Source organism: Neisseria sicca, assembly GCF_003044565.1.
Classification (GTDB): Bacteria; Pseudomonadota; Gammaproteobacteria; order Burkholderiales; family Neisseriaceae; genus Neisseria; species Neisseria sicca_A.
In genome coordinates, this window is sequence record NZ_POXG01000001.1 from 169,452 (window position 1) to 195,357 (window position 25,906).

Here is a 25,906-nt window from a genome sequence, read left to right on the forward strand (position 1 = left end):
CACCGTACTGTTGAAGTTGGAAGAGTTGCCCCACTAATCGGGGATTAAGACTCTTTATGAAAGGAGGTTTTATCATGTACTACATGTCGGAAGACTTGCCCCATTAATCGGGGATTAAGACGTACTTCCTTAGTTTATCAGCATAAACTTGCACGTCGGGAGACCTGCCCCACTAATCGGGGATTAAGACGATTATCTCCATAAAAGGCTGTTAAAATTATTTACGTCGGAAGACTTGCCCCACGAATTGGGGATTAAGATATATTCTGAGAAAACAGTTTTAAAACCTGTTGAGGTCGGAAGACTTGCCCCACGTATCATGCTTAAAGCTTTTCAGACGACCTCAAGCCTAGGTCGTCTGAAAATATCGAAAGACCTGCCCCACTGATCGGGGATAAAAATCAAACAGCCTTGATGGTTCGTTCCATCAAGGCTGTTTTTGCGTCGGAGGTATGTTCAAGCGGCTTGGATAATGCGGTATTGCCCGTTGCCGAATACGGTTTCTTTGCCTAAGTGCAGCCATTGCCCGATATACAGCATTTGCGAAAAGGAGGGCGAAAGGTTGGTCAGTTGCCATGTGCCGATTGCGCCGCTAAGGGGCGTAATCTGCTTTTGACGGTTGGAAAAACGGCGGTGTTCGTGCCATGAAAGCCGGGGCGGGACGCCTTGTCCGCCGATTTGGGCGGACAGCTCGGCAGCGTTGGCATGATTGCCCCAGTGCAGATGGGCAAGTGTCAGATAGCGGCGCAGGAGCTGGCGCAGGAAAACCGCCTGCGTCAGCTCGGTTTCCCGCAAAATCCTGCCTTTTTGCTGAATACGCAGAGGCGTCAGCAGCTGAATATGCGCTTGGGTGGGATAACGTTCGGGCGGCCTGATATGGTTGTCGTGCAGCGCGATCGGGCTGCCGCGTTCGCTGATCGTCAGGAAACTGCCGTCCGCCTGCTGTACCGCAATGTCGCTCAATTCGCCCTTGCCCGCATTGTTTGCCCCCAACCCTTTGGCAAAAGCCTGGGCAAATACTGCGGCAATCAAAGCCAGGCTATGCCGCGCCCTGCCGAACAACACCAAATTAAACGCATACCCCGCGCCCGCCGGAAAATGCGTGGGCGCAACCAGCGGCGTTTCGATCAAATACGGCGGCGGCGGACTTTGGCGCACACTGCCGGGCAAGTCGGCACAAGGCGCCGGCTCGAAAATCTGCGCGTAGGGGCAATCGGGAAGATGCGGCGTTTGGGGCGTGTCGCAGGTACACGCGGCAGCTAAAAGCGCATGCCCGAACACCCCGCGCAAGGTCGAAGCCGCATAAGACGGAAGCTGCAAATCATGCGTCAGCGTGAAATGCAAACGATAACGGGCTATGGGTAATTCTGTGGGAAGATTAAGCGGATTCATGGCAGACAGACAAATAAAAAATGGCATGATACGGCGTTTCAGACGACCTGAAAATGTGAAATAGAGCAGATTCCAACCATCCCGCCCCTTCAGGCAACCCCGAACTCACACAAACCCTCCGCCAACAAAAACAGCCTTGATGCAATATCAAGGCTGTTTTGCTATGTAGAAACGTCGGAATATTTGTCGGATTCAAGAATCCGACCTGCGTTTTCAGACGACCCGGGCTTGAGGTCGTCTGAAAAGATTGAAACCCCGATGAATGGGGCAAGTCTTCCGACCGAAACTAAATAGCCTAAATACGGAACATTGTATAGTCTTAATCCCCGATTAGTGGGGCAAGTCTTCCGACTTAACATCGCAACATATCCAGTTGAATTTAAAACGTCTTAATCCCCGATTCGTGGGGCAAGTCTTCCGACTGAAATTTGGCTTTTATGGTTATGACCGGGTTGCGTCTTAATCCCCGATTCGTGGGGCAAGTCTGCCGACATGGAAGAGCTGTACAAAGAGTACCTCGCTCAAGTCTTAATCCCCGATTGGTGGGGCAAGCCTTCCGACTGCGCTCGGTTAAAAAATTTTATTATTTTCAGGCTCTTATATGGTTAAGAAAAGTTAGGGTTTTCCCTTAACCATCAAAAACATTATTTAATAAAATCTTAACTGAAAAGGGCAGCCGAAAGACAGACTTTTTGCTATCCGTCGGAAAACTTGTGATGCAGATTATAGCCGTGTGCTTTGCATTCGACAACGCTTTTTAACTGTTTTGCGGCTTGAGGTCGTCTGAAAAAATTGAAACCCCGATTCGTGGGGCAAGTCTTCCGACTGCACGCGGTCAAAAAATTTCATTATTTTCAATCTTCTATACAGTTAAGAAAAGTTAGCATTTTTCCTTAACCAACAAAGACATTATTTAATAAAACCTTAACTGAAAAGAGCAGCCGAAAGACAGACTTTTCGCTATCCGTCGGAAAACTTGTGAGGCGGATTATAGCCGTGCGCTTTGCATTCGACAACGCTTTTTAACTGTTTTGCGGCTTTAGGTCGTCTGAAAAGCTAGTGCTTCGATAAAAACGAAAATCTATTCGCCGCTCAGCTTCGCCAAGATGTCAGTTAAAGCATCTTTGCGTTTTTTGTTGGACAACCAGTTTTTGTGTTCCTTTCTTATCTTATCGACTAACTTGGCGATTTCGGCTTTTTCGACGGCGCTGTAAACGGAGTTATCAGTAACAGATTCCAAATCTGTTTTCCACTCTTCATAGAGTTTTGTGTGCTCATGATTGTTTACGCTTAAGCTCGTTTGCTCTGCAAAACGAGCTTCCCATGTTTGGATAAACTGTTGATGCGCGGGCATGGCGGCAAGCTCGGCGGCTTTTTGTTGCGCGGCCAGGGCTTGGTTCTGTGCATCTTGAATGTTGCGGATGCTTCGTTGTGCTTCTTCGGCTGCTTCTGTGAAATAGCCGTAGCCGGATGCGGTTTTGCTGCCTGCGCCTTGTGTCTGCAGAGCTTGAAGCAGGAGGTTTTGGGCGTATGCTGCCCATGCCTGCGCGCCCGGTGCGCTTTCGATGACGAAATAGAAGCTGCCTTGTGTGGCGATTTGCTGATTGGGAATGGGGGATTCCATTTCGTCGGCTTCGGGTTGTTTGCCGTTGTAGTAGTCTTGGTGGTGGGTGGTGATGATTTCTGCGGCAAAGGGCGGCGTGTTGGCGGGGATGAACCATGCGTCGTGCCAAACGAGTGCGCCTGCTTTGAGGCTGCCTGAGTCGCTGTCGTCGCCGAATAATACGGTCAGATGGGCTTTATCCAGTCCGAGGCTTTCGGCATGGCTGCGGGCGATGCCTTTGACGGATGAGCCTGCGATGAGGGGCATGCCGTAGGTGTGGTGGGTGCTGATGCCTGTTTCCAGTGTGCCTGCGCTGTTTAGGCCTGTATAGAGCCTGCCTGAAATGCCGGCGGCAAGTGTGGCGAAGCGGCCGGTATCGGAAGTGGCCTGCACCCAGCGTGTGAAGGCGAGTGCGTACAGACTGTCTTTTTTGGGCGCGGGAATTTTGACGATTTTTTGAATCAGCTCTGCTTTGGCTTGTTTGTCGTCTTTGTCCCATTTGGTCAGGCCGCGCTGCATGAGCAAACCGGCGTGTGCGTCTTTCAGGTCATCTGGAATGAGTTTTTTCAGGCTTTCCCGCATCAGGTATATGGTCATGATTGTCCCCCTTGTTCGTCTTTGGGTTTGGGCAGCAGGGCTTGGGTGTAGCGTTTGAGGCTGGAGGCGGCTTCTATGGCTTTGCGCGTGAGGAGTTGGTAATGCGATAAGTCTGCTTCTAAGATTTTTTTGTGAAGGCTGTCTTTGTTTTCGTTTTCTTCCAACAATTCGGCAATGTGCGCCAGTAGGAGCAGGTGTTCTTCTTTGCCTTTGGCTTGTAAAAAGCCGATGGCTTGGGCAAGCCCGGATTGCAGGATCATGGTGGGGAAATTCAGCGCAAGCGTGCGGTATTCTTTGACTTTTTCGTTTTTCTCTTTGACTCTTTGAATCAAGCCTAATGCGCGTTGGGCGTATTTTTGCGAGCGGATGTGTGGCATGTTATTCCCCTTTTGTCAGGTCGTCTGAAAGTACGAGACGACACAGGCCGCGTCCGACTGTATGTTTGCCGCCAATCTGGATTTGGGTTTCGCCTGCGGGAATCAATGCGGAGAGTTCGTCTGCGCTTTTGGCGTTGCGGCTGTGGCGCGATTTGTCAATGGCTAAAATGCCGTACAACACGCTTTCGGCAGGCAGGTTTTCTTCCGACCAGAGTGCGCCCTCTTTGACAATGCGCGTTTCGCGGTCGATTCTGATGCGCATGCGGATTTCGGTTGCGGTATCGGCTAAGAAGGAGAATGTGCTGTCGGGCAGGATAATGAAGCGTTGGCAGAGCTGTTCGCGCCATGCTTGGTAGTCTGCGGTGTTTTCGGGGTAAACGGCGGCGGCAATGTGTTCTGCCCATTGTTTGGCTTCGGTACTGGTTTCGCTGCCGATGTCCAAATCTTCCAGCGCGATTTGGCTGCCTGAAACGCGCAATACGGTGTTGTCCGGTACGGATGCGCTATCTTTTAAAACGGGTACTTTGGGGCTTTCCGGCTGCAACCCGCGTACATCGCGCGCATAACGTTGCAGGATAAAGGGGCAAGTGGCAAAGGCGACGGTTCCTGCAAACGAGCGGATCGGAAGCAGCAATAGATGTGCATCGCCAAAGGCGGCGGCGCCGGCATGAATATTTTCTTTATCGGCTTGGCTGTCTGCGCCAAACAGGGCTTGAATGTCGTCTTCGCTGATATGCCATTTTTCTTTGGCTTCATCACGCAATACGCCTTTGAGCGCGCTGCCGGGAACTAGCGGCAGATTGGTGGCGCGGCTGCGGGCGATGGGCAAATCGACTGCGCCGATGCCTTGACCTGTACCGACGTGGAGGGCGGATAAGGCATGTAGGTGAAAAATTCGGGTGTTCATTTTGGTTTCCTTGTTTTTTAAATGTGAAATAGGTTGTCAGGTCGTCTGAAAATTAAATGCTCTGCCACGGGCCGATCAATCCGATACCGAAGCCGTCGCGTCGGTCTTGTCCGTTGTCGCTGAATGCCTGCCATTGGGCTTGGGTAAGTTCGGCCGGGTTGCCGCTTTGTATTTCAAACCAATACACTGCGCCTGCCGAAACGGCTTTTCGCATGGCTTTTGGTGCATGTTGCTGCAAATCCCAACCTGAAACGGGCAGCCAACGGTCTATGGCGGTGGCGCGGAGTTTGACTTTGAGGTTGGTATGCGGGAGTGTGCCTGTTAAGGTTTGGCTGTCCAACCAGCCGGGCTGCCAGCCTTTTTCAAACAAGGCAGGCGTCAGCAAGGTGAGCGTCAATCCGTTTGTATATGCGTATTCGGGCTGTTTGAATACGTCGTCTGAAATTTTATTCAGTCGCGACAGTCTTCCTTCTCCGCCAAAACGCACTACGCTGTTATCTTGCAAATCGGCTGCCGTGCGAATGACGAAACAGTAGCGGTGGCTTTCCCAGCCCTGATGATGCTTCTGCGCAGACTCGGCAAAGTCATAGGCGGCTGTTTGAAACAAACGTCCGTCTTCGGCTGCAAGCGTTTCTCGGTTTATGCCGACATGGGTACGCGTTTCAATCGGCAGCGATTGTGCGCCGCGTTTGTTTACGTCTTCATACGTTAATTTTCCGCCGTTTTGCCAAGCCAGCAGATCCGCCAAATCCCAATACGTTGCGCCGCTTTGAGGTTTGCCTTTGATGGGCGATTGGATTTGTACGGGCAATAAATCGGCATGTGGGAAATCCGCCGCCGTATCGCTGCCAAAGGCTTGAGGCGCGAGACGGACAAGTTCGGTTTGATCTGTCTCTTTGTTTTTCAAATATAAGGCGTTGGCTGGTTTGGGCAATAGGATTTTCAGGTCGTCTGAAATATCCTGTTTCGCTAAAAATGCGCCCTGTACGGCAATTTGGCGTAATTCATCAACTTGTGCGTCTGACAACTTGGCTCGATTGCCTTGTGCTTTGCTGTCCCAATCGCAACCGTTTTGCCGCATGATTTGCGTGCGTACCAAGCCTGCTGCCGCGGAGGGTAAAGGAAATTGAATATCATCGGTATCCGACTGCGCCCCAAACGGCTTGCCGCTGCGGAACACCAACGGCGCAAGTGCATCTAAAAAATAGCTGTTCATGATTGCGCCTCCTGTCCTAAATCGTTTTGTGTTTTGGCTGCAAGCCAGCGGGCGATGATGAGTTCGGTTGCCAGTACATTTAATGCATCTGCGTCTGGACGCGCATTCAGTCGTCTTTTTAGGGCTTCCTGAACTTCATTGTCCAATTTTCCTCCCTCCATATCGCGTGCCTTGTCCAGCATACGGGCAAACTCGGCTTGGCGGATATTTTGATGTAATTCGGATGATAAATCGTTAGACGGGGAAAAATCGGTCCGCATAAAAATATCTCGGCTGTCGTAAGCAATTCGGCTGCTGATTTTTTTCTCCCGATACCATTTTTTCCATTTTTCAAATGCTGCCAAACCTGCTTCATCACTCCATTGCACGCGCCAATCATTGTCCGAACCTGAACGTACAGATAGGGTAATCCCCAATCCATTGCGCTGTTGATCGGCAGGATAATTGTCGCCTTTTGCCACTTTTTCCGCGTGTTTTGCCAAACGGCGTACATTGCCAAGCGGCGTGCTGATGTGGCAAATCGCCAAACCGACGGACAATGTGGGTGCTTTTTCTGCTTTCAAAACATCTGACACTTTTTTCAGGCAGGCTGAAAATGCTTGCCGCAACGCGTCCGCGCAATCAACCGCCTTATCCAATGCGACAAAGCCCAATACATCATCGCCGCCCGCATAAACGCATTGCGCCCGGAAATCGCGCATTTTCGCAGGTACACTTTCGGCAAATGTAGATAATGCTTCGGTAATCTCTTGATGCTCTTCAATCGTTTTTGCCTTATCCAGCAACTCGCCCATACGGTCGCCGTCTGCCAGCAACATCGCCCAGTAGCTGCATGGTTCGCCATATTTGTGCCAAATCGGTTTTAGGACATTTTTCAGATTTGATAATTTTTCTGATGCATCCGCATTGTTTTTATTGTCTGACAAAGCAGCATCCAACCGGTTGAGATACAACAACTGCGCATCAAACGGAAAATCTGCGTAAATGCCTTGATTGCCCTTTACACGAGTCGCTAAATTCAGCGCAATTAAAGGTTCGTAAGCATTGCAAAGTTTGCTTAACTCATTTTCAGGCAAACCTTGTAGCCAAGCATCTGCGGCTACACGTGTAACGGGCGTAAACTGTTCGCTATTGCCGCCCAAACGCTTCACAATTCCTGCGCAATCCAACTGCTCCGACCGACTCAAGCCCAGCTTGCGCCTTGCTACATCGGACAAGTCGGCATCGCCGTTGGCTTTTTCCAGCAATACGGTTTCACGTGCGCCATCCAGTGAGGATTTAGGCAACATAAACCGCTTGTCCCAAGCATCAGTCGCATGTGCAGGCGTAAAATCGCGTGTTGCCTTACGTGCCGCCAAAGCCGATGCGGCACGTTGGCTTGCATCTGAATAACCTTTTTCAGTCATCCGCGCCCATGCAGCCTGGATTTCCAAATAATCATCAAGTTGCATCTGCCAGATTTCATCGCGCAAAGCTGCGTTCAAATCTTGTCGCGCCTGCCGTGCTATGGTTTCAAACCGTGACTGCGCCGCTGCTTTTGCCTGCGCAACCAAGTCTCGTACCGCGGCATCATTGACTGCATCAACCTGTACTTGAATTTTGTTGCCGACTGAAAAATTATCGTCCATCCTGTCACAAGGTTCTAAACGGTCTTTGGTCGCCTCGTCCACAAACGGAAACACCATCTGCGCTCCGGCTTCAAACAAACTCTTTGCAGCAGCCTTCGCCATTTCCGACAGCAGCCAAGAACCGCTCCATAAATCCCGACTCCGTCTTGCCGAAGCGATAAACCCCTGTACGGGACCGATGGATAGGGTTAAAACGTATTGAGTCAATTCAGTTTTCCTCTTTTTTATTTCGTAAAATAATTCAAAAACGCATCAATTGGATTACCACCACCGTTTTCACTTAACGGCTTAACTTGCCGTGCCTTACTTTCCTCCCACAGCGTTACTGGGTGTACAGTTCCCTTGTTTTGTTTTTTTAATTCGACAGAAACATTCAAAACCTTATCCAAAGGCAGGCTCAATGCGGCAGCCTGAAAACCTCCCTTGCCATCCCCAACAGGGCGAATAATTAAAGGGCTGGCCATACGTTCCTTGCATTTAGGCTGTAATGTTGTATCTGTTGGCTCATCACCGCCAACAAAATGAAAAATAATCGGCATACCGAATACGCCACGCGCAAATAAATCTCCGGCAGGATGTTCCGGCCTGTGCCGGTCAGAATGTGTTCGCGTTATACGACGAATTTCATCAGATTCCGCCCAACGGCTGCGACCGGCAGGTTTCGTCGTATCAGATGAGGGATGATTGCGTCCAATACCTACACCTTGCCGAAAATCACGCAATCGTTGAACTGCTTCTTTCCAAGCTACTAAAGCATGATTAGTACTTGGGCGCAGTACCAATTTGCAACCTGCCTGCATTACCTCATCAATACTCAAAGGCTGCTTGAAAACAGGATTAGAACTATCCTTAACCACAAACGCACCGCATCCACGCCGAGTACGCGCACCAACCCCTCCAAAATTTACCCACCAACGTAAGGTTTCCAAAACCTGTTCCCTATCTGTTTCGTTTGCCTTTTCACTCAAACGCCATTGCGAGGTCCAAGTCAAACCCTCTTTAATTAATAACGTTTTTTCACGTTTTTCCTCACTATCCATCGGAAACAGAACATAAGCATAAGGTTTTAAATCATTACTCTTACTCTTCGAACGTACTTTTTTATCTGAAGGTAGAGACGAATCCAAGCTGCCTTGAAAATAAGAAATCTGTTTAACATTTAATACATCAAGCACACGCAAAAACACCAAACTCGCAGCAGCTTCTTCACCAATACCTCCCCACAAACGAAACTCTGCCTCACGCAAACTTTTTTCTTTCAAATTCCATTTTTGCTGAGCTAACAGCCGCCACCAAAAGCGTAACTGACCACGAATCGCTGTGGCACGAATGGGCATTGAAACATCAGGCATAGCTGCCTGAACACCCCCTCCATACATAGGAGTAACCAACTCGCAGCAGATTTCCTGCCAAGATTCTTTGGTTTCAGCCAATGTTTTAGGAGGTTCAAAATCTGGGATCGGTAAAGCCATTTTCTCGTCCTTTATTTATTGTTTAATCAGCAAACCACTTTATAGCAGAACCAACAAAGCTTCGCATTGCACACAAATTTGTTAGGTCTTAATAAAGTATTAAAATAGAAATAGGAGCTACTAGGTCATGTAGTCACAATATCTTAAGCTACACCGCAATCCTTTGTTGCGCCAACGAATAAATCGGTGGTGGGTGTTGCTCCAGCTACCGTAATCTGGCAGCAGGTCCCGCCAGGGGGCACCGGTACGCAGTATCCAGAAAACGGCATTGATGAATTGCCGATTATCCACTGCTTGACCACCTCGGCTGCCCTTGCGTTCGGGCAGGTGATTTTCAATCTGGTGCCATTGATGTTCGGTAAGGTTGTGTCTTGTAGATTGTGGATTGTGACTACACTATCTAATTTTTGATGCAACCCACAGCGCGGCACCTGTACCCAACATATCTGCAATGCCGTCACCGATAGAGCCTTCGCGAGTTGTCGTGAAAGTGGCTTGAGCCCATTCGCTTCCAGTAGCAAACAAAAGTGCGAATATCAACAAACCGAGATATGGAATCTTTGCTTTTTCGTGAATATAAGATTTTTCCAATAACCAAATTTGGGCAAAAAACAAAGCAAAGTGAGCTACTTTGTCGAAATTGGGAAACGGCGGCGGCGTATTGCCTGCCTCTTTGAAAATTAGAGAATAGATGCCGGCAATAAACCAAACGATAGCCAACAGGCTGAATTTATTGATGTAAAATTTCATTTTTGTTCCTCATCCAACCAAGTTTGGCAGATAGTCGCAAGGCGGATGAATTTATTGCCGCGTCCGTTTAGTATGTCGCGCCATTGTTCAACTTCCTCTGCTGTCGGAGCGTCCTCTATACTGCATTCGTACAGAAGAAAATCAAGGGTTTCTTCCACTACGCCGACAGATTCAGTTTGGATTAATTCTAAAATCTGAGTCATATAAGGGAATTTTTCAAAAGAGGGGGCTAAGCAACATAAAATTTATTTGCTGTGCAAGAAACGTGTAGCTTCTTCCCATTCGCCCGACATTATTTTTGGCATCGCTTTTAATGATTTGGCAATTGCCTCGTCAATCTGTTGGCGGTGTTCTGCGCTTGGCTTGTTCAATACATAAGCAACGACAAGGTTGCGGTCACCCGGATGATCTATTCCCAGACGCAAACGGTAATAGTCGGGCGTACCGAGGCGGGCTTGGATATCTTTCAAACCATTATGCCCCCCATTCCCACCGCCAAGTTTGAATTTGATACGGCCGCAAGGAACATCCAGCTCGTCATGTACCACCAGTATCTCTTCGGGCTTAATTTTGTAAAATTGCGCGAGTGCTGCAACAGATTGGCCAGAACGGTTCATAAAAGTCATGGGCTTAAGCAGCCAAACATCGCCACCGGTCAGATTCGCCCGTGCTACCTCACCAAAGAATTTCTTCTCTTCCTTAAACGACACTTTCCATTGCCAAGCAAGTTCGTCTAGAAACCAGAATCCTGCATTATGGCGGGTTTGTTCATATTCCCCCCCAGGATTGCCCAGTCCGACAATCATTTTGATTTTATTCGACATAATCATTTCTCAATTCCGCAAAAAATGCGGTTAATTTCGATAAAAGGTCGTCTGAAAATGGTTTCAGACGACCCAAGTTAAACATCAATCCTGATTTTGTACACGTTTGCGGCGTGCCTCTTTGGGATCGATCAATAATGGGCGATAAATCTCAATCCGGTCTTTATCGCGAAGAAGCGTCTCATCTTTAACTGATTTGCCAAAAATTCCCAGCGGAACAGTTCGCAAGTCCAATTCTGAAAATATTTCATCTAGGCCACTTTGACACACCGCTTCACGCACCGTACAGCCATTTTGCATATTCAGTTTTTTCAACACTTGCTTGTCAGGCAAACCATAGACAATCTCAATCTCAAGCATAACGGCGATCCGCTTCTTTGACGAACGCGTCAACCAACGCCCCTGATAAATGACTGAAAACAGGCGAAATCATGGCAGATAAGACAGAGTTGGAAAATTCATATTCCAAGTTAAATTCGACTTTGCACATATCGTCACCCAAATCTAAAAATTTCCATGTACCCCGCAAGGTTTTAAAAGGGCCTTCCAATAAATCCATTCGGATTTCCTTGCCGGGTATATTGTGATTGTGCGTAGCAAATGACTGGCGGACGCGCATATAGTCCATAAAAAGACGCGCTTTCAACTCATTGTTTTTTCGTTCAATCACTTCAGTTTTACTGTACCAGGGCAAAAATTTTGGATAGTCTTCAACCTTATCAACCAACTCAAACATTTGCTCCGCACTATGCAAAACCAAGATATTCTTCTCAACCTTTTTCATACTCAAACAGGCTCAAAATCGGAAAGCAGTATTATAAACGAATTCACTGTATTTTTCAGACGACCTCAAATCTCCACCACAACCAAAATCCAACTTAGTTAAAAGCCTGCCCAGCTTGGCAAAATATAACGATATGCGTATAATCAGCCTTTCCTATCTGGGGGCGATCTTGGTTTCGACGGGGGTTGCGAAGCAGATGCGGGCATACCGGGGTCTCAGATTTCCCGTAAAACACTGAATCTAAATAGTCGCAAACGACGAAACTTACGCACTGGCCGCTTAAGGCCTGCCGTTGCAGCAGTTGGTCAATGGGCTGTGTGGCGCAAGCTACCGCAACGTCATTCTACATTGACTGGTTTTCCGTCGGGTTACTTGGCGGGAAATGAGATTTAAGGTAACTAGTTCCTAAAAGGCCTGTCGGTCGGCACAATAGGAACAAGATTTTAAATAGACACGACTAAGTATGTAGAACGCTTTGTAGAGGACTTTCGGACGGGGGTTCAATTCCCCCCGCCTCCACCAAACCTAAATTTTAAGCAGTATTCTGTAAGATATATAAAGCTCTGAAACATAAATGTTTCAGAGCTTTTTTATTGCCTTGTGTGTATTGATTGAGGCTTTGGGGATGTCTATAAAAAGCTGTTACAGCCTTCGCTTAACACGGATTTTACCGGCATTCTGTGGGCGTCTACCGCTAGGTGCAGTTTGGTATTCTTAGTCCCCTTTTTGTACGGCTCATGCCTTCATTGCCGCCTTTGGCTTTCGCTTCATGAGAATGAACCTCGATATGGGCGGCGCCCATCATCAACCATTTCATGTCTTTTTTCCGAGAGGATAAGCATCATTTTGGTACAGATACCTTTTTGCTGAGTACACCCTGTTTTCAGGTGGATCATCTATTTCATTTATTAATAAACAAACTTACTTTTAAATATAATGATATCTATTCGCATATAGGCATTAATATTTGTGAAATCAGCATTTCAGACGACCCATCAATCGTTTCCAATATTATTTTTTAAAATTATACTTGACCGCCTACATGCAATTACTTAAAGTAGCCATCTATTTATACAAAGAAAAACGGGTACTCCCGTTAACGAAAAAATGAGCGCAATCACCCCACCCAAAATCACTAAATTCGACAGCAAGCCGACCGATGTTTATTTCTTCGGCACCTGCGTCCTCGATCTTTTCATGCCCGAAGCAGGCATGGATGCCATTACTTTAATCGAGCAGCAAGGCATACGGGTTCATTACCCGATGGCGCAAAGCTGCTGCGGCCAACCCGCCTACTCTTCCGGTCATCCGACCGAGGCGTTTGATGTCGCCAAAGCGCAACTCGACCTCTTCCCCGAAAACTGGCCGATCGTCGTACCGTCCGGCTCATGCGGTGGCATGATGAAACATCACTGGCCTACCCTGTTTAAAAATACAGAATACGAATCCAAAGCGGTTGATTGTGCCAACCGCATCATTGAGTTTACTCATTTCTTGCTTGCCATCGGCTACAAGCCTGAAGACAAAGGCGAGCCGGTCAAAGTCGCCGTCCACACTTCCTGCGCCGCCCGCCGCGAAATGAACGTCCATATCTCAGGCTGGCAGTTGATTGACGGCATGGAAAACGTTGAACGCATCGTTCACGACCATGAAAGCGAATGCTGCGGCTTTGGCGGTACATTCTCCGTCAAACAGGCGGATATTTCCGGCGCGATGGTAACAGACAAAGTTGCCGCTCTGAAAGAAACCGGTGCGACCGAAATCATCAGTGCAGACTGCGGCTGCATGATGAACATCGGCGGCAAAATCGCTAAAGACGAACCGAACATGCCGCGTCCGAAACACATCGCATCCTTCTTGTTGGAACGTACCGGAGGCAAAGCATGAGCGCGCGCGAAAATATTTTGGCAAAACTGAAAAAAGCCGACGCATTGCCGATGGAAGAGCCTGCGGTTTTTGATTATTACCGTGAAATGGGTGTTTCTTGGGATAGCGATGTTGCTCGTCTGAAACATTGGGCTGCCGCTATGCGTGCGGTCAAAACCGAAATTTATTGGGTGACTAAAACCGGCTGGCCGCAAGTATTCCGTCAAGCTGCCGAAGGCAAAGGTTTGAAAAACATCCTGCTGCCGTTGGCGACCGAACACGGACAAATCGCGCGTGCCGCGCTGGTGGACAGCAATATCGACCCGATTGCTTTCAAACGCGAAATCGATACTTGGAAAACCGAGTTCTTCGCGAACATCGATGCAGGCTTTAGCGGCTCGCAATGCGGCATTGCCCGTACCGGTACGCTGATGCTGTTTTCCAGCCCCGAAGAACCGCGTACTTTGAGCCTCGTTCCGCCCGTGCATTTCTGCCTGTTTGATACGGCGAAGATGTATAACGAATTTCACAACGCCGTCGAAGGCGAAAAACTGGTGGAAAACGGTATGCCGACCAATGTTTTCCTGATTTCCGGCCCGTCCAAAACCGCAGACATTCAGTTGACGCTTGCTTACGGCGCACACGGTCCGCGTGATTTGGTCATCCTCGCCATCCTGCCTGACCACATTTCCCCTGCCGATTTGGAGGAAAACGCATGACTACGCAAACCATCAAGTTCCACATGAAGCCGGAAACTTTCAAGCAAAACGCCGCCATTTCTCTTCAAGACAAGCCTTTGCGTAAGAGTTTGCGTACCGCGATGGATATGCTGATGACCAAACGCAAAGCCGTTTTGACCGACGAAGAAGAGCTGCAAAGCCTGCGTGATTTGTGCGAACACGTCCGTCAGCGTTCTCTGTCCAAATTGCCCGCCCTGCTGGAGCAACTGGAAGAAAACCTGACTAAGTTGGGCGTGAAAGTACACTGGGCGGAAACTCCGGCCGAAGCCTGCCAAATCATCCACGACATCATTACTGCCAAAAACGGTAAGCTGATGGTCAAAGGCAAATCTATGGTCAGCGAAGAAATCGAGCTGAACCATTATCTTGAAGCAAAAGGCATTAAAGCGGTGGAAAGCGACTTGGGCGAATTTATCGTCCAAATGGCAGGTGAAAAACCGACCCATATCGTGATGCCCGCCATTCACAAAACCAAAGAACAGGTTAGCGAACTTTTCCACAAAAACCTCGGCACGCCGTTAACGGACGACGTAGACCAACTGACCGGCTTCGCCCGCAAAGCACTGCGCGATATTTACAGCACTGCCGATGTCGGCTTGAGCGGCGTAAACTTTGCTGTTGCTGAAACAGGTACGTTGTGTCTGGTGGAAAACGAAGGCAATGGTCGCTTGAGTACCACCGTTCCGCCCGTGCATATCGCCATTACCGGTATTGAAAAAGTTGTAGCCAAGCTGTCGGACGTTCCCCCCTTGTACAGCCTGTTGCCGCGTTCTGCCATTGGTCAGAACATTACTACCTATTTCAACATGATTACCGGCCCACGCCGTAGTGAAGAATTAGACGGCCCGCAGGAAATGCACTTGGTTCTCCTCGACAACGGCCGCAGCCAAGCCTATGCCGAAGACCAAATGCGCCGCACCTTGCAATGTATCCGTTGTGGCGCGTGTATGAACCATTGTCCGGTTTATACCCGTATTGGTGGCGCGGCATATGGCACAACCTATCCCGGCCCTATCGGAGAGATTATTTCTCCGCACTTGTTGGGTCTGGATGCCACCCGCGACCTGCCGACCGCCTGTACCATGTGCGGCGCGTGTGTGGAGGTTTGTCCGGTACGCATTCCGATTACCGAACAAATGCAGCGCCTGCGTGTTGAAGCGCAACGATCACCATCTGAAGTTGTACCGCATCCTATCCGCGGACAAGGCGCATCGCATACCTTCGGTGAGCAAATGGCATGGCGCACGTTCAACGGCATTTTCAGCGGCAGCAAAACTTACCGCGCCTTCGGTTGGGCAGCCACTAAGTTCCGCGCATTGACGCCGAGCAAGCAACTGGGCTGGACGGACAACCGCGTTCCGATGAAACCTGCCAAGAAAACGCTGCATGAAATGATGGCGGAAAAAATGCGCCAAAAAGAAAAAGCGTAAAGCTGAATCTGACAAGGAGCACGACACATAGTTGAGCTCGTCTGAAAATAACAAACTGCACTTTGTTAGCTGGATTTCATTCCAGCCAGCCAAAGTGCAGTTTTTTATGACTTAAATTTGGCGGATAACATTGCCTCAGTACGGCTATCAGTACTATAGTGGATTAACCGGCGTTGCCTCGCCTTGCCGTACTATCTGTACTGTCTGCGGCTTCGTCGCCTTGTCCTGATTTAAATTTAATCCACTATACATGCGGTTTTGTTCTGTCTAATTTTAAGTCGAGCCACGATAAAACGCATCTGAGCAATACAGAAAGTGTTCTTAAAATTTCATTAAAAAGGTCGTCTGAAAACCGTATTTGAAGCATTAGCTTCGTTAATACAGTTTTCAGACGACCTTGATCTATAGGAAATATAAGAAAGAACGGATTAATAATCCACCTTGATTTTAGGAGCTTCACTTTCCTGTTGCGCCGCTTCGTATTCTTCTTCCAGCTCAAACCGCAGCGGGTACAAATTCAGCTTTTCCATCAGCAAGCGGTCGCCGTCTTCGTCGGGGTTTTCGGTGGTTAAGAGCTTGTCGCCGTAGAAAATCGAGTTCGCACCCGCCATGAAACACATTGCCTGCATGGATTCGGGCATATTGCTGCGTCCTGCCGACAGGCGGACGTAGCTGTGCGGCATGGTAATCCGCGCCACGGCGATGGTGCGGACAAACTCCGTCCAGTCCAAATCTTCGGCATCGGCAAGCGGCGTGCCTTCCACTTTAACCAACTGGTTAATCGGCACGCTTTCGGGCTGCGGGTCGAGGTTGGCGAGGCTGGCAATCAGTCCGGCACGCTCGGCACGGGTTTCGTTCATGCCGACGATGCCGCCGCAGCAGACTTTCAAACCGGCGTTGCGGACTTTGCCCAAGGTATCCATGCGGTCTTCGTGTTTGCGGGTATGGATGATGTCGTTGTAGCGCTCGGGGTCGGTGTCGAGGTTGTGGTTGTAGTAATCCAAACCTGCTTTTTTGAAGTCTTCCGCCATGCCGTCTTCGAGCATACCAAACGTGCCGCAGGTTTCCATGCCCAGTCCTTTGACGGCTTTGATGATTGCAGAAACCGTCTCCACGTCTTTCGGTTTGGGACCGCGCCATGCCGCGCCCATGCAGAAACGGCTTGCGCCGCGCGATTTGGCGATTTTGGCTTTTTCGACGATTTCGTCCACATCCATCATCTGCTCTTTGCCCAAATTGGTGTTGTGGTGCGCCGATTGCGGACAGTAGGCGCAGTCTTCGGGGCAGCCGCCGGTTTTGATGGACAACAAGGTGGAAAGCTGGATTTCGCGCGGGTTGAAATTTTGGCGGTGGATTTCGGCGGCTTGGTAAACGAGGTCTAGGAATGGTAGCCCAAACAGGGCTTCGACATCGCATTTTTTCCAATAACGCGCGGTCGGATGCGGCTTGCGCTCGGTCTTACGGCGCAAGGCAACGGGAGAGATGGTCATAGTGTGTTCTTTCGTGTTTACAGCGGCGCAATGACGCTGACTGCCTGACTGTCGGCGCAATGACGGCAGCGGCGTGGTTGGATAAGTCGGCATCGGATGTTATTTGCTTAAAGGGTGAACTCATCATTCAAATACTTGAATAATTTTGGCAGCTCATAAAATCATCAGATTGCCACCCTACTCTCAATGCCGGATGGAGTGTAACGCTTTTGAAAACTCAGGGCAAAACTTTTTAGTTTTTCACTCAAAAAATCATCTGAATTTCTATTTCTCTTGATGGAACCAACTTTTCAGACGACCTCCAACAAGCGGAACAAATTTTATCTATATGTGATGTTGGCGGGTAAGCAGAATCAAACTAGAATCGATAAAGTAAATTACAATGTGCTAGGAATCATAAATTAAAGAAGGACTATGATGAATCAGCCTAAAATTACAACATATTGGAAATCTGCCGCCCTGCCGCTGGTTGTATTTGTCGTGCAAGTATTGTTGTTTTTACTATTGCTTTACATGTATGTTTTAAATAAAGGAAAGCCGTTTATTTTAGAGATATTGGGCAGTGTTTTGATTTCTGCTGCCCATGCTCTACCCGCCATGCTTTTATGCATCCTTGTCACGAAACGTTTGTGTTTGCGGCGCAGTGTAGCAGGAGCGCTGTTGTTTGCATTGCTTTCAGCGGTAGGCGTGGTGCTTACGGTTGCGGCATCTGAAGGTGTGTTGATGCTGATATATCAGCGTTCAACGACATTGGATTGGCAAATGTACGCCGGAGTCGGAATAATGGGGGCAATTGCGGGCGCGATTGCTTCTTTGCTGTTACCGAGGTCGTCTGAAAACGAGTCTCTTAATAAATAGTTCGTAGTTTTGACGATTGTATAGTGGATTAACTTTAAACCAGTACGGCGTTGCCTCGCCTTGCCGTACTATCTGTACTGTCTGCGGCTTCGTCGCCTTGTCCTGATTTAAATTTAATCCACTATATTTTGGATGGATATTGGTGCTTTTAGAAAGCCAATAGACTAAAGGTCGTCTGAAAACCCTATTTTCAGACGACCTTTTACATTGGCAAGGATAAACAAATATGCGGCAATGTTTGCTTCTTGTCTAATCCGATGAACTAACCTGCCAGTTGCGGGAAAATGGACTTCAATCCGGCAACGATGATTTCTACGGAGACGGCGGCAAGCATCATGCCCATGATGCGGTTGAGGATGGTTAGCCCTGTTGTGCCTAGTTTTTTGCTGATTCTTCCGGCGACAACGAGGATGGCGTAGCAAATCAGACTGACGAGGAAGCCTGCTGCAAGGATCAAAGCAATATCGCTGTAATTTTTGGCGGCTGAGGCGTAGATGATGACGGTGGAGATACCGCCCGGTCCGATGGTGATGGGGATGGCGACGGGAACAACGGCGATGGCTTTAGCGTTTTTCTGGATGTGTTGCACGACGCCCTCTTCCTTGTCTCCGCCGATATTTTGTTTGGCGGGGTTGTCGTTGCCGTTCATCATGGAGATAGCGATGAGCAATACCAAAATACCGCCGCCGACTTGGAAGGAGCCGACGCTGATGCCCAATATTTTCAACAACATTCCACCCATCAATGTGAAGACGGTAATGACGATGAAGACGGCGAGCGCGGCAGTGCGGGCGATGCGGCGTTTTTCTTTGGTGCTGTGATCCTGTGTCAAATCGAGGTAAATCGAAAGCGCGCTGAATGGGTTAATCAGTACAAGGAAGGCAACCAAAAGTTTGCCGATTTCTACACCTAATTCCATTTTTTATTCCCTTATTGGTTTTTTGTAGAGACGTTTACGTCCGCTTTGTCGTTAAATTCGTAGCGGCGTTTGGTTTTATGTTCGCTGGAAATACCCATCAGTAGCGCAAGTACGGTCATGATGGAAAGTGTTGCAGTGCCGCCGTAGCTGACCAACGGCAGAGGAACGCCGACAACGGGCAAAATGCCGCTCACCATGCCCATGTTCACAAAGGCGTAGCAGAAAAAGGTCATGGTCAATGCGCCGGCAAGCGTGCGGCTGTAAAGCGATTGGGCTTTGGCGGCAATCAGTAGTCCGCGCGTCAGGATAACGAGGTAAACCAGCAGCAGCAAGATGTTGCCGATCAAACCGAATTCTTCGCCATATACGGCAAAAATGAAGTCGGTTGTAGACTCGGGAATGTAATCCAAATGCGTTTGTGTGCCGTTGAGCCAGCCTTTCCCCCAAACACCGCCCGAACCGATGGCAATCATGGACTGAATGATATGGTAGCCTGCACCCAAAGGGTCTTGCGTCGGGTCAAACAGTGTCAAAACGCGGGTTTTCTGATAGTCGTGCATCCCGTAGTTCCACAAAAGCGGCAATGCGGCAACAAAGGCGACGATGGCGGCAAAGATGACTTTCCACGGTAGGCCTGCGAAAAAGACGATGAAAATACCCGATGCCATAATCAAAACCGCGGTACCCAAGTCGGGCTGTTTCAAAATCAGCGCAACGGGGACAAGGATTAAAAGCATGGCGATGATGTAGTGAAACCATTTCAGACGACCTTCGTGCCGCTGGAAGTACCAAGCAACGGTCATGGGCAGGACGATTTTCATGATTTCGGACGGCTGGATGCGTGTGAAACCGAGCTCCAGCCAACGCGTAGAACCATTGACAGTAACGCCTGCGACTTCGACGGCGACAAGCAGCAACACGCCAATCAGGTACATTGGCAGCGCCACTTTTGCAGCATCGCGCGGCTTGAAGGAAGCAACGAACCACAGAAGCGCAAAGCCTGTCACGGTGTGCATGGTTTTGTGTTCAAGCTGACCAAAATCCTGACCGTCCGCCGAATAGAGCAAAAACAGGCTCATGATGTAGATGGCGAGCATGGGGAAAAAAAGCCACGGATCTATCGGCGCGGATACGATGCGCTTGATTTTCGCCCACATTCCGACCGTTTCATTCATGATTTGCTTCCTCCTGTTTCAAACTGTAGGCTTTTTGGAATATGGTCGGCAGTTGGGGTTGTGTACGGTGTTGTTGCGGTTCAGGCATTCCGCCTGCGTCGGGGTCGTCTGAAAACTGCTGCGGCTTGACGTTGAGCATATAAAAATCGGTCAGGCTGCGGGCAAGCGGTGCGGCGTATGCACCCCAGCCGCCGTTTTCCAGAATCACAGCGATGGCGATTTCAGGTTTTTCTAAGGGAGCAAACGAGATAAACCACGCATGGTCGCGATGTTGCTCGCGCAAGGCTGAGGCGTTGTAACGACCGCCCTGCTTGATTTGCACAACCTGTGCCGTGCCCGTTTTGCCGCCCATGCTGTAAGCCAAACCGCCGCCGATGCGGTGTGCCGTACCGCCCGGTTTCAAGACTTTCTCCATCGCCTGTTTGACGTATTCGAAATTGTCTTGTTTAAACGGGATTTTGTATTCGGGATTGGGATTAATACGTGTGATTTTGCGTTTGTCGAAATCCAACAACTCTTTCACCAAATGCGGCTGATAAACCACGCCGTCATTAGCGAGCGAGGCGGTGGCGTGTGCCATTTGCAGCGGTGTATAGGCGTTGTAACCCTGCCCGATGCTGACCGATACCATCTCGCCTGCGCGCCATTCTTTGGCGGTAGGATCGGATGATTTGGCAAAGCGTTTCGCCTTCCATTCACGGCTGGGCAAAACGCCCGTATATTCGCTGGGCAGGTCGATGCCGGTTTTTTTGCCGAAACCGAATTGCGCTAAATACGGCGATGCTTTGTCTATGCCCATTTCGTAGCCCAAGCGGTAGAAAAAGGTATCAGACGACACCTGTATCGCCTTGCTCAAATTTGCCGAACCGTGTCCGCTGCGTACGGAATCTCGGAAAACATGGCGGCTACCGGGAATGCTCCATGCGCCGGGCGCGGGAACGACCGTCGTTTGGGTAATTTTGCCGCTTTCCAGCAAAGCCATGCCCATAAACGGCTTAAACGTCGAACCCGGCGGATACAAACCTTGTGTTACGCGGTTGACCAACGGCTTTTTCCAGTCATCATTCAAGGCTTTCCACGTTTCGCTGTCGATGCCGTCGATAAAGAGATTGGGATCGAAAGATGGTTTGGAAACGAATGCCAACACCGTACCGTCTTGCGGATTGATGGCGACAATCGCCCCGCGCCTGTCTCCCAATATTTTGTCCGCTTCTTGTTGCATGCGAATGTCCATGCCCAAACGCAAAGTTTGTCCCATGCGCGACGGCACGTTTTTCAAGACGCGTACGATATTACCGTAAGCGTCTTTTTCCACTTCTTGATAGCCGGGCGCGCCATGAAGCTGCGGTTCGTAAAATTTTTCCAGCCCCGACTTGCCGATGTGGGTGCTGCCGCGATAGAGCGCAGTCAAGCCCTCTTCTTCCAAAATTTCCTGATCTTTGTCGCTGATGCGCCCGATATAACCTAAAAAGTGTGAAGTCAATTTGCCATAAGGATACTCGCGGAAAGTGCGCGAATTGACTTCTACCCCTTTAAATTCATTCAGATGCACCGACAATTTTGCCGCTTCCTCATCTGTCAGGCGCAGCTTGAGCGGGATGTTTTCAAATTTGCGGTAGCTTTCGCGATATTTGTGGAAACGCTTCAAATCAGTAGGCGTAATATCGACATACTTCCGCAGGGCTTCGATGACATCCTCCATCTTGCCCTCAATGCGGCTGGGAATGACTTCCAGCGAAAACACGGGATAGTTTTTTGCCAACGGTACGCCGTTGACATCTACGATTTCGCCGCGAACGGGCGGGGTTGGAATTAATGTGATGCGGTTGCTGGATGCCTGCCCGGAAAAATCATCATGCCGGAACACCTGCAAATAGACAAACCGCGCCACCAATGCGGCAAACAAAACCACAATCAGGATAAACGCCACCAGCAGACGCAATAAAGAATCGGCTTGCGCCGCCTTTGCAGTCTGTATTTTACCGCTACCGCCATTTTTCAGACGACGTTTCATAGTATTCAGTATGGACATGGTTTCACGTTATCTGTTGGCGCGATAAAAATTGGTCAGTACCAGCATCAACTGGCTCAAGAAAGGCCAAAGCAGCGCGCCTGCCAAAGGCGCGATGAAACTTTGCCAAGTAATGATTTGGTTGTTGAGGAACAAACGCGCCGCCACCAATACCGCCTGATGGCAGAACAATGCTGCCAATACCGCCCCGATCTGCATGATGTGGCCGTAGAGCATGATTTGACGGCGCGTGTTCAAGACGAAATACACCATGACCGTATAAGACAATGCGTGCAGCCCCAAAGTCGCTGCCGTTGCAGCATCGACTATCAAGCCGAGCAAAAACGCAATGCCCATGCCGACACGTTGGGGATGATGCATAGACCAATAAAGCAGCATCAGCGCAGTCAGTTCGGGCAGCCAAAAAAACACATCAAAGGGAAAAGGCATGAAATCGACAAGCATGGTTACGGCAAAACTTGCGACAATCACGCCGACGGGCATGGCACGGTAGGAATCGTCAAAATCGTTCATGAATGATTTATTGGGAAGAATGGGAAGAAGACAGAACCAAAACAAAGCGGCTGCGGCGCAAGGCGGCAAACGGGGTCAGTTCTGTGTCGTAATAAGGCGTACCGGACGCGCGGACAACTTTATCCACGCGCGCCACGGGAATGCCTGCCGGATAAATGCCGTCCAAGCCGGAAGTAATCAAAACGTCCTGCGGCTTCAAATCCGATCCCGTTGGGAAATAGCGCAAATCCAAGCCCACACCGTTGCCGTAGGCGAGATTGCGTTCGCCCGTCCGCTCAACGGCAACAGGAACGATACTTTGCGCAGCCGACATCAATTCGACTTCCGCGCTGTTGGCATGAACTAAGGTTACACGTCCGATTAAGCCGTTTTGATCGATAACGGCATCGCCTGCCGCAACCCCTTCGCCACTGCCTTTATTAATAATCAAACGCTCGGACAATGGGTCTTTGCCACTGGACAACACTTCCGTGCCAATGACATTACTTACACCTTTTTGCTGCAAACTGTATAGCTTTTTCAGCTCCTGCAATTCGCTCAGGTTGACCTTGTCGCGTTGAAGCTGGATTTTCAGACGACCGTTTTCCTCCAAAAGGAGACGGTTTTGCTCCAATAGCTCGATTTGCGATTGAGATTGGTTGGAAAAATATTGATAGAGACGGACCGGCTGGTTTGCCAACCATTGCACCGGATAAAGAATCTCCGCCGCCGCAGTACGCACAGGCTGCATCAGATCGAAACGGCCGTCCGCCACCATGATGCCGGCACCCAATAAAAGATACGCAACAAAACGAGGCAACAGCTTTTGGCCCTTTGCCTCGTCAAACCGTAAAGAAGAATGTTCCATTTCAGCCTGCCTTACGGGTTATCCACAAAAACGGCATTCCATTTGCCGATATAATCTAGGGCTTTACCTGCACCATAAGCCACACAGTTCAAAGGCTGGTCGGCAATACCGACAGGCAGCCCCGTCGCATCCGCCAAAACCGTATCCATACCGTGCAACAATGCGCCGCCGCCCGTCAGCATAATACCCCTGTCGGCAATATCGCCAGCCAACTCAGGCGGAGCCTGCTCCAATGCAAGGCGCACGGCGCGGATAATTTGATTAACCGTTTCGCTCAAAGCCTCGCGCACTTCTTCCGAAGTAATCGCCAACGATTTGGGCGTACCTTCCGCCAAATCGCGACCTTTAATCCTCATGGCGGTTTCCGTTGGAAAGCCGGAGGCTGAACCGATTGTTTTCTTCAATTCTTCAGCCGTCGCTTCACCAATCAACACGCCGCGATGACGGCGCAGATAGTGCACGATGCTCTTATCGAACTCATCACCCGCCGCGCGGACAGAGGCGGAATAAGCCATACCGCCCAACGACAAAATGCCGATTTCCGTTGTGCCGCCGCCGATATCCACCACCATCGAACCGGCAGCATCCTCAATCGGCAAACCCGCACCCAAAGCAGCCGCCATCGGCTCCTCAATCAAATGTACGGAAGATGCGCCTGCGGCAAACGCAGAATCCAAAATTGCCTTGCGTTCCACTTGAGTTGCCCCGCCAGGCACGCAGATCACAACGCGCGGCGGTACGACCGAATTACCCTGTGTTGCCTTTTTAATCAACATACCCAGCATACGCTCGGCAATCGTAAAATCAGCAATCACCCCGTCCCGCATAGGACGGACGATTTCAATATTGCGCGGTGCGCGCCCCTGCATTTTTTTGGCTTCCGTACCTACGGCAACAATCTTACTTTTACCGCCCGTACCCGACTGAACCGCCACCACGGATGGCTCGTCCAAAACAATGCCTTTACCACGCACATAAATCAACGTGTTCGCCGTACCCAAGTCAATGGCGATATCGTTGGAGAAAAAACGGGATAAAAAACGAAACATAAAATACCTGAATATCGGCCCAGCACCGATTTTATTTAATTGTTATTCAAAATATTAAAAACATGGGAACAACGCCTTTTCAGACGACCTCCCCACTCCCCGTATGAAACGCATGGCTAAATCACACGCCGTTTGAGTAGTTTTCGGTTATAATTCCTCGTTTCATCGAAGAAGAACGCAATGATACCCCAATAAAGGGGCGTTTGCTATCAGACAAGGATTTTTTATGGCTTTAAGCTTAACCGATGTGGAAAAAATCGCCAAACTCTCACGCCTTTCGCTGACCGAGGAAGAAAAAGGCAAAACCCTCTCAGAATTGAACGACATTTTCGCCATGGTCGAAAAGATGCAAAGCGTGAATACAGACGGTATCGAGCCGATGGCTCACCCCCACGAAGCCGCCCTGCGCCTGCGTGAGGATAAAGTTACCGAAACCGACAATGCCGCCGAATATCAAGCCGTTGCACCGGAAGTGCGCAACCGTCTGTATATTGTGCCGCAGGTAATTGAAGAATAGTGTGAATTTATCCTGTAAGTAGCAAAATGGTGGAAGCTGTGTACAACCATGTGAAATAAAAAAATGCCAGTTGTTTTAATTCTCTAAAGCGGATGTTTATTCTGGCATTTGTATTTTCAGACGACCCGAAAAGGAATTTCTGTGAAACAAGCCTTCATTTATAGCGACGACAAGTCCCAGAAATTTTGGATTATTGATTCCGCTGGTAGCGACATCATGGTTAATTTCGGCAAACTTGGAACTGCCGGACGTTTCCAAATTACCGAATACGACGATGAAGCCGAGTGCCAAAAAGCTGCTGACAAACTCATCGCACAAAAGACCAAAAAAGGCTACAAACCTGCCCCCGATTTTAATTTCATCGACCGCCTTTATTTTGACGTTGAAAATTACGGTCCACATCGTAAAACCTCGCATCCACATTTCGTCCAATACTTAACCGATGATCTCTACTATGATTGCGGTGATGAAGAGGTTCCGTTTGGCAGCGATGAAGGCAGCGATACGTTGTACGAGCTTGCACAAGCCTTCCGTAAAAATAACAATCTGGATACATTAACTTTCCCGCAGAAAATGATTTGTGAATATTGGGGTATGGATTACCTGCCGCCTCAAGCAGACCAAACTGCCGAAAGCATTGAAGAACTGTGTAAACACCAAGAAATCGAAGTTTATCAATCTGATAAAGTGATTATCGCCACAGCATTCGGCAGCATTAAAATTACAGGTCGTCTGAAACCTGAATTGCAGCAACTTGCTCTGCTTGCCATACAAAGATTGGACATACTGGCACAGCTACGCGGTTGGTGTACTGAGGATGGGTCATCTGAAATCAGTCGTCAAATGATAGATGACCTGCGACGCTTTGCCATAGAAGCCAAAGGTTTTTCAAACTAGATGAGATCTTTTAGTCACCCTGA

25 protein-coding genes, 1 other RNA gene and 2 pseudogenes are annotated in these 25,906 nt (G+C 49.2%); 7 read left to right on the forward strand and 21 right to left on the reverse strand.

The features are described from left to right. Positions 1–456 precede the first annotated feature (456 nt). The 13 genes and pseudogenes from cas6 to DBZ16_RS00800 all read right to left on the reverse strand — a co-directional run bounded on the left by cas6 (position 457) and on the right by DBZ16_RS00800 (position 11,550). Positions 457–1,419 carry a CRISPR system precrRNA processing endoribonuclease RAMP protein Cas6 gene (gene cas6 / locus DBZ16_RS00740; protein WP_240600116.1) on the reverse strand — a complete coding sequence of 321 codons (963 nt, stop codon included), beginning with the start codon at positions 1,417–1,419 and terminating at the stop codon, positions 457–459. Between the two features lie 1,054 nt (positions 1,420–2,473). Then, complete coding sequence (cmr6, locus tag DBZ16_RS00745) at positions 2,474–3,592, reverse strand: type III-B CRISPR module RAMP protein Cmr6 (RefSeq protein ID WP_107812576.1); 1,119 nt, start codon at positions 3,590–3,592, stop codon at positions 2,474–2,476. Further along, positions 3,589–3,969: a type III-B CRISPR module-associated protein Cmr5 gene (cmr5, locus tag DBZ16_RS00750; protein WP_107812577.1), complete on the reverse strand. Its 381-nt coding sequence runs from the start codon at positions 3,967–3,969 to the stop codon at positions 3,589–3,591. The genes cmr6 and cmr5 overlap by 4 nt, the downstream gene beginning before the upstream one ends. Position 3,970: 1 nt before the next feature. Then, positions 3,971–4,876, reverse strand: coding sequence for a type III-B CRISPR module RAMP protein Cmr4 (cmr4, locus tag DBZ16_RS00755; RefSeq protein WP_107812578.1), 906 nt, complete (start codon positions 4,874–4,876; stop codon positions 3,971–3,973). Positions 4,877–4,928: 52 nt separating this feature from the next. Beyond that, positions 4,929–6,092 (reverse strand): type III-B CRISPR module-associated Cmr3 family protein, encoded by a 1,164-nt coding sequence (locus DBZ16_RS00760; RefSeq protein ID WP_107812579.1) that lies wholly within the window; start codon positions 6,090–6,092, stop codon positions 4,929–4,931. After that, the gene (gene cas10, locus DBZ16_RS00765; protein ID WP_107812580.1) at positions 6,089–7,927 is read right to left on the reverse strand and encodes a type III-B CRISPR-associated protein Cas10/Cmr2; all 1,839 of its coding nucleotides are present in this window, start codon (positions 7,925–7,927) and stop codon (positions 6,089–6,091) included. The genes DBZ16_RS00760 and cas10 overlap by 4 nt, the downstream gene beginning before the upstream one ends. Before the next feature lie 17 nt (positions 7,928–7,944). Further along, positions 7,945–9,192, reverse strand: a complete 1,248-nt coding sequence (gene cmr1, locus DBZ16_RS00770) for a type III-B CRISPR module RAMP protein Cmr1 (RefSeq protein WP_107812581.1) — start codon at positions 9,190–9,192, stop codon at positions 7,945–7,947. Positions 9,193–9,348: 156 nt separating this feature from the next. Further along, a pseudogene (locus DBZ16_RS00775) lies at positions 9,349–9,564 on the reverse strand (transposase); the annotation flags it as partial. A 24-nt stretch (positions 9,565–9,588) separates the two neighbouring features. Further along, positions 9,589–9,942, reverse strand: a complete 354-nt coding sequence (locus tag DBZ16_RS00780) for a VanZ family protein (RefSeq protein WP_107812582.1) — start codon at positions 9,940–9,942, stop codon at positions 9,589–9,591. Then, positions 9,939–10,145, reverse strand: a complete 207-nt coding sequence (locus DBZ16_RS00785; protein ID WP_107812583.1) for a dioxygenase — start codon at positions 10,143–10,145, stop codon at positions 9,939–9,941. Before DBZ16_RS00785 ends, DBZ16_RS00780 begins: the two co-directional genes overlap by 4 nt. Positions 10,146–10,187: 42 nt before the next feature. Then, positions 10,188–10,766: an aminoacyl-tRNA hydrolase gene (gene pth / locus DBZ16_RS00790; protein WP_107813077.1), complete on the reverse strand. Its 579-nt coding sequence runs from the start codon at positions 10,764–10,766 to the stop codon at positions 10,188–10,190. 84 nt (positions 10,767–10,850) lie between these two features. Continuing rightward, entirely contained in the window at positions 10,851–11,126 is a 276-nt protein-coding gene (locus DBZ16_RS00795; RefSeq protein ID WP_107812584.1) for an RnfH family protein, read from the reverse strand. Further along, positions 11,119–11,550 carry a type II toxin-antitoxin system RatA family toxin gene (locus tag DBZ16_RS00800; protein ID WP_167390247.1) on the reverse strand — a complete coding sequence of 144 codons (432 nt, stop codon included), beginning with the start codon at positions 11,548–11,550 and terminating at the stop codon, positions 11,119–11,121. Before DBZ16_RS00800 ends, DBZ16_RS00795 begins: the two co-directional genes overlap by 8 nt. Before the next feature lie 159 nt (positions 11,551–11,709). On the opposite strand from DBZ16_RS00800, the gene ssrA reads away from it, so the two are divergent. Continuing rightward, positions 11,710–12,072, forward strand: a transfer-messenger RNA (tmRNA) gene (ssrA, locus tag DBZ16_RS00805). Between the two features lie 125 nt (positions 12,073–12,197). On the opposite strand, the pseudogene DBZ16_RS16230 reads toward ssrA, so the two are convergent. Then, positions 12,198–12,370: pseudogene (locus tag DBZ16_RS16230) on the reverse strand (IS5/IS1182 family transposase); the annotation flags it as partial. Positions 12,371–12,657: 287 nt separating this feature from the next. Here DBZ16_RS16230 and DBZ16_RS00810 point away from each other — a divergent pair. From DBZ16_RS00810 to DBZ16_RS00820, 3 genes are read left to right on the forward strand one after another with little or no spacing between them, the layout of a single operon-like run. Beyond that, the gene (locus DBZ16_RS00810) at positions 12,658–13,437 is read left to right on the forward strand and encodes a (Fe-S)-binding protein (protein WP_003763626.1); all 780 of its coding nucleotides are present in this window, start codon (positions 12,658–12,660) and stop codon (positions 13,435–13,437) included. Beyond that, on the forward strand, positions 13,434–14,135 hold the full coding sequence (locus tag DBZ16_RS00815; protein ID WP_107812586.1) for a LutC/YkgG family protein: 702 nt from the start codon (positions 13,434–13,436) through the stop codon (positions 14,133–14,135). The genes DBZ16_RS00810 and DBZ16_RS00815 overlap by 4 nt, the downstream gene beginning before the upstream one ends. After that, positions 14,132–15,586, forward strand: coding sequence for a LutB/LldF family L-lactate oxidation iron-sulfur protein (locus DBZ16_RS00820; protein WP_107812587.1), 1,455 nt, complete (start codon positions 14,132–14,134; stop codon positions 15,584–15,586). Before DBZ16_RS00815 ends, DBZ16_RS00820 begins: the two co-directional genes overlap by 4 nt. A gap of 428 nt (positions 15,587–16,014) precedes the next feature. On the opposite strand, the gene bioB is transcribed toward DBZ16_RS00820, so the two are convergent. Continuing rightward, a complete protein-coding gene (gene bioB, locus DBZ16_RS00830) occupies positions 16,015–17,076 on the reverse strand; it encodes a biotin synthase BioB (RefSeq protein ID WP_107812588.1) in 1,062 nt (353 codons plus the stop codon). A 414-nt stretch (positions 17,077–17,490) separates the two neighbouring features. Here bioB and DBZ16_RS00835 point away from each other — a divergent pair, with 414 nt between their 5' ends. Continuing rightward, positions 17,491–17,934, forward strand: a complete 444-nt coding sequence (locus DBZ16_RS00835) for a methionine ABC transporter permease (RefSeq protein ID WP_167390248.1) — start codon at positions 17,491–17,493, stop codon at positions 17,932–17,934. 262 nt (positions 17,935–18,196) lie between these two features. Here DBZ16_RS00835 and DBZ16_RS00840 read toward each other — a convergent pair whose 3' ends face one another. The 6 genes from DBZ16_RS00840 to DBZ16_RS00865 are packed head-to-tail and all read right to left on the reverse strand — an operon-like array spanning position 18,197 to position 24,469. Next, the gene (locus tag DBZ16_RS00840; protein ID WP_107812589.1) at positions 18,197–18,853 is read right to left on the reverse strand and encodes a MarC family protein; all 657 of its coding nucleotides are present in this window, start codon (positions 18,851–18,853) and stop codon (positions 18,197–18,199) included. Positions 18,854–18,864: 11 nt separating this feature from the next. Then, positions 18,865–20,028, reverse strand: a complete 1,164-nt coding sequence (gene rodA / locus DBZ16_RS00845; protein ID WP_107812590.1) for a rod shape-determining protein RodA — start codon at positions 20,026–20,028, stop codon at positions 18,865–18,867. After that, the gene (gene mrdA / locus DBZ16_RS00850; protein WP_107812591.1) at positions 20,021–22,060 is read right to left on the reverse strand and encodes a penicillin-binding protein 2; all 2,040 of its coding nucleotides are present in this window, start codon (positions 22,058–22,060) and stop codon (positions 20,021–20,023) included. The genes rodA and mrdA overlap by 8 nt, the downstream gene beginning before the upstream one ends. 9 nt (positions 22,061–22,069) lie before the next feature. Then, entirely contained in the window at positions 22,070–22,573 is a 504-nt protein-coding gene (gene mreD, locus DBZ16_RS00855; protein ID WP_107812592.1) for a rod shape-determining protein MreD, read from the reverse strand. Positions 22,574–22,580: 7 nt separating this feature from the next. After that, positions 22,581–23,420, reverse strand: a complete 840-nt coding sequence (mreC, locus tag DBZ16_RS00860) for a rod shape-determining protein MreC (protein ID WP_107812593.1) — start codon at positions 23,418–23,420, stop codon at positions 22,581–22,583. A gap of 11 nt (positions 23,421–23,431) precedes the next feature. Beyond that, on the reverse strand, positions 23,432–24,469 hold the full coding sequence (locus DBZ16_RS00865; RefSeq protein WP_107812594.1) for a rod shape-determining protein: 1,038 nt from the start codon (positions 24,467–24,469) through the stop codon (positions 23,432–23,434). A 226-nt stretch (positions 24,470–24,695) separates the two neighbouring features. Here DBZ16_RS00865 and gatC point away from each other — a divergent pair, with 226 nt between their 5' ends. Together gatC and DBZ16_RS00875 are read left to right on the forward strand one after the other, a co-directional pair. Continuing rightward, complete coding sequence (gene gatC / locus DBZ16_RS00870; RefSeq protein WP_107812595.1) at positions 24,696–24,986, forward strand: Asp-tRNA(Asn)/Glu-tRNA(Gln) amidotransferase subunit GatC; 291 nt, start codon at positions 24,696–24,698, stop codon at positions 24,984–24,986. A gap of 141 nt (positions 24,987–25,127) precedes the next feature. Continuing rightward, positions 25,128–25,883 carry a WGR domain-containing protein gene (locus tag DBZ16_RS00875; protein ID WP_107812596.1) on the forward strand — a complete coding sequence of 252 codons (756 nt, stop codon included), beginning with the start codon at positions 25,128–25,130 and terminating at the stop codon, positions 25,881–25,883. Positions 25,884–25,906: the final 23 nt, after the last annotated feature.

What these genes read in the sequence shown, in the direction of transcription:
- DBZ16_RS00785 (WP_107812583.1), bottom strand. Translation starts at nt 10,145, where the DNA reads ATGACTCAGATTTTAGAATTAATCCAAACTGAATCTGTCGGCGTAGTG.
- cmr5 (WP_107812577.1), bottom strand. Translation starts at nt 3,969, where the DNA reads ATGCCACACATCCGCTCGCAAAAATACGCCCAACGCGCATTAGGCTTG.
- cmr4 (WP_107812578.1), bottom strand. Translation starts at nt 4,876, where the DNA reads ATGAACACCCGAATTTTTCACCTACATGCCTTATCCGCCCTCCACGTC.
- DBZ16_RS00800 (WP_167390247.1), bottom strand. Translation starts at nt 11,550, where the DNA reads ATGAAAAAGGTTGAGAAGAATATCTTGGTTTTGCATAGTGCGGAGCAA.
- rodA (WP_107812590.1), bottom strand. Translation starts at nt 20,028, where the DNA reads ATGAATGAAACGGTCGGAATGTGGGCGAAAATCAAGCGCATCGTATCC.
- cas6 (WP_240600116.1), bottom strand. Translation starts at nt 1,419, where the DNA reads ATGCCATTTTTTATTTGTCTGTCTGCCATGAATCCGCTTAATCTTCCC.
- DBZ16_RS00835 (WP_167390248.1), top strand. Translation starts at nt 17,491, where the DNA reads ATGATGAATCAGCCTAAAATTACAACATATTGGAAATCTGCCGCCCTG.
- cmr1 (WP_107812581.1), bottom strand. Translation starts at nt 9,192, where the DNA reads ATGGCTTTACCGATCCCAGATTTTGAACCTCCTAAAACATTGGCTGAA.
- DBZ16_RS00760 (WP_107812579.1), bottom strand. Translation starts at nt 6,092, where the DNA reads ATGAACAGCTATTTTTTAGATGCACTTGCGCCGTTGGTGTTCCGCAGC.
- mreC (WP_107812593.1), bottom strand. Translation starts at nt 23,420, where the DNA reads ATGGAACATTCTTCTTTACGGTTTGACGAGGCAAAGGGCCAAAAGCTG.
- gatC (WP_107812595.1), top strand. Translation starts at nt 24,696, where the DNA reads ATGGCTTTAAGCTTAACCGATGTGGAAAAAATCGCCAAACTCTCACGC.
- pth (WP_107813077.1), bottom strand. Translation starts at nt 10,766, where the DNA reads ATGTCGAATAAAATCAAAATGATTGTCGGACTGGGCAATCCTGGGGGG.
- mreD (WP_107812592.1), bottom strand. Translation starts at nt 22,573, where the DNA reads ATGAACGATTTTGACGATTCCTACCGTGCCATGCCCGTCGGCGTGATT.
- mrdA (WP_107812591.1), bottom strand. Translation starts at nt 22,060, where the DNA reads ATGTCCATACTGAATACTATGAAACGTCGTCTGAAAAATGGCGGTAGC.
- cmr6 (WP_107812576.1), bottom strand. Translation starts at nt 3,592, where the DNA reads ATGACCATATACCTGATGCGGGAAAGCCTGAAAAAACTCATTCCAGAT.
- DBZ16_RS00810 (WP_003763626.1), top strand. Translation starts at nt 12,658, where the DNA reads ATGAGCGCAATCACCCCACCCAAAATCACTAAATTCGACAGCAAGCCG.
- DBZ16_RS00820 (WP_107812587.1), top strand. Translation starts at nt 14,132, where the DNA reads ATGACTACGCAAACCATCAAGTTCCACATGAAGCCGGAAACTTTCAAG.
- DBZ16_RS00815 (WP_107812586.1), top strand. Translation starts at nt 13,434, where the DNA reads ATGAGCGCGCGCGAAAATATTTTGGCAAAACTGAAAAAAGCCGACGCA.
- DBZ16_RS00795 (WP_107812584.1), bottom strand. Translation starts at nt 11,126, where the DNA reads ATGCTTGAGATTGAGATTGTCTATGGTTTGCCTGACAAGCAAGTGTTG.
- bioB (WP_107812588.1), bottom strand. Translation starts at nt 17,076, where the DNA reads ATGACCATCTCTCCCGTTGCCTTGCGCCGTAAGACCGAGCGCAAGCCG.
- DBZ16_RS00865 (WP_107812594.1), bottom strand. Translation starts at nt 24,469, where the DNA reads ATGTTTCGTTTTTTATCCCGTTTTTTCTCCAACGATATCGCCATTGAC.
- DBZ16_RS00780 (WP_107812582.1), bottom strand. Translation starts at nt 9,942, where the DNA reads ATGAAATTTTACATCAATAAATTCAGCCTGTTGGCTATCGTTTGGTTT.
- DBZ16_RS00840 (WP_107812589.1), bottom strand. Translation starts at nt 18,853, where the DNA reads ATGGAATTAGGTGTAGAAATCGGCAAACTTTTGGTTGCCTTCCTTGTA.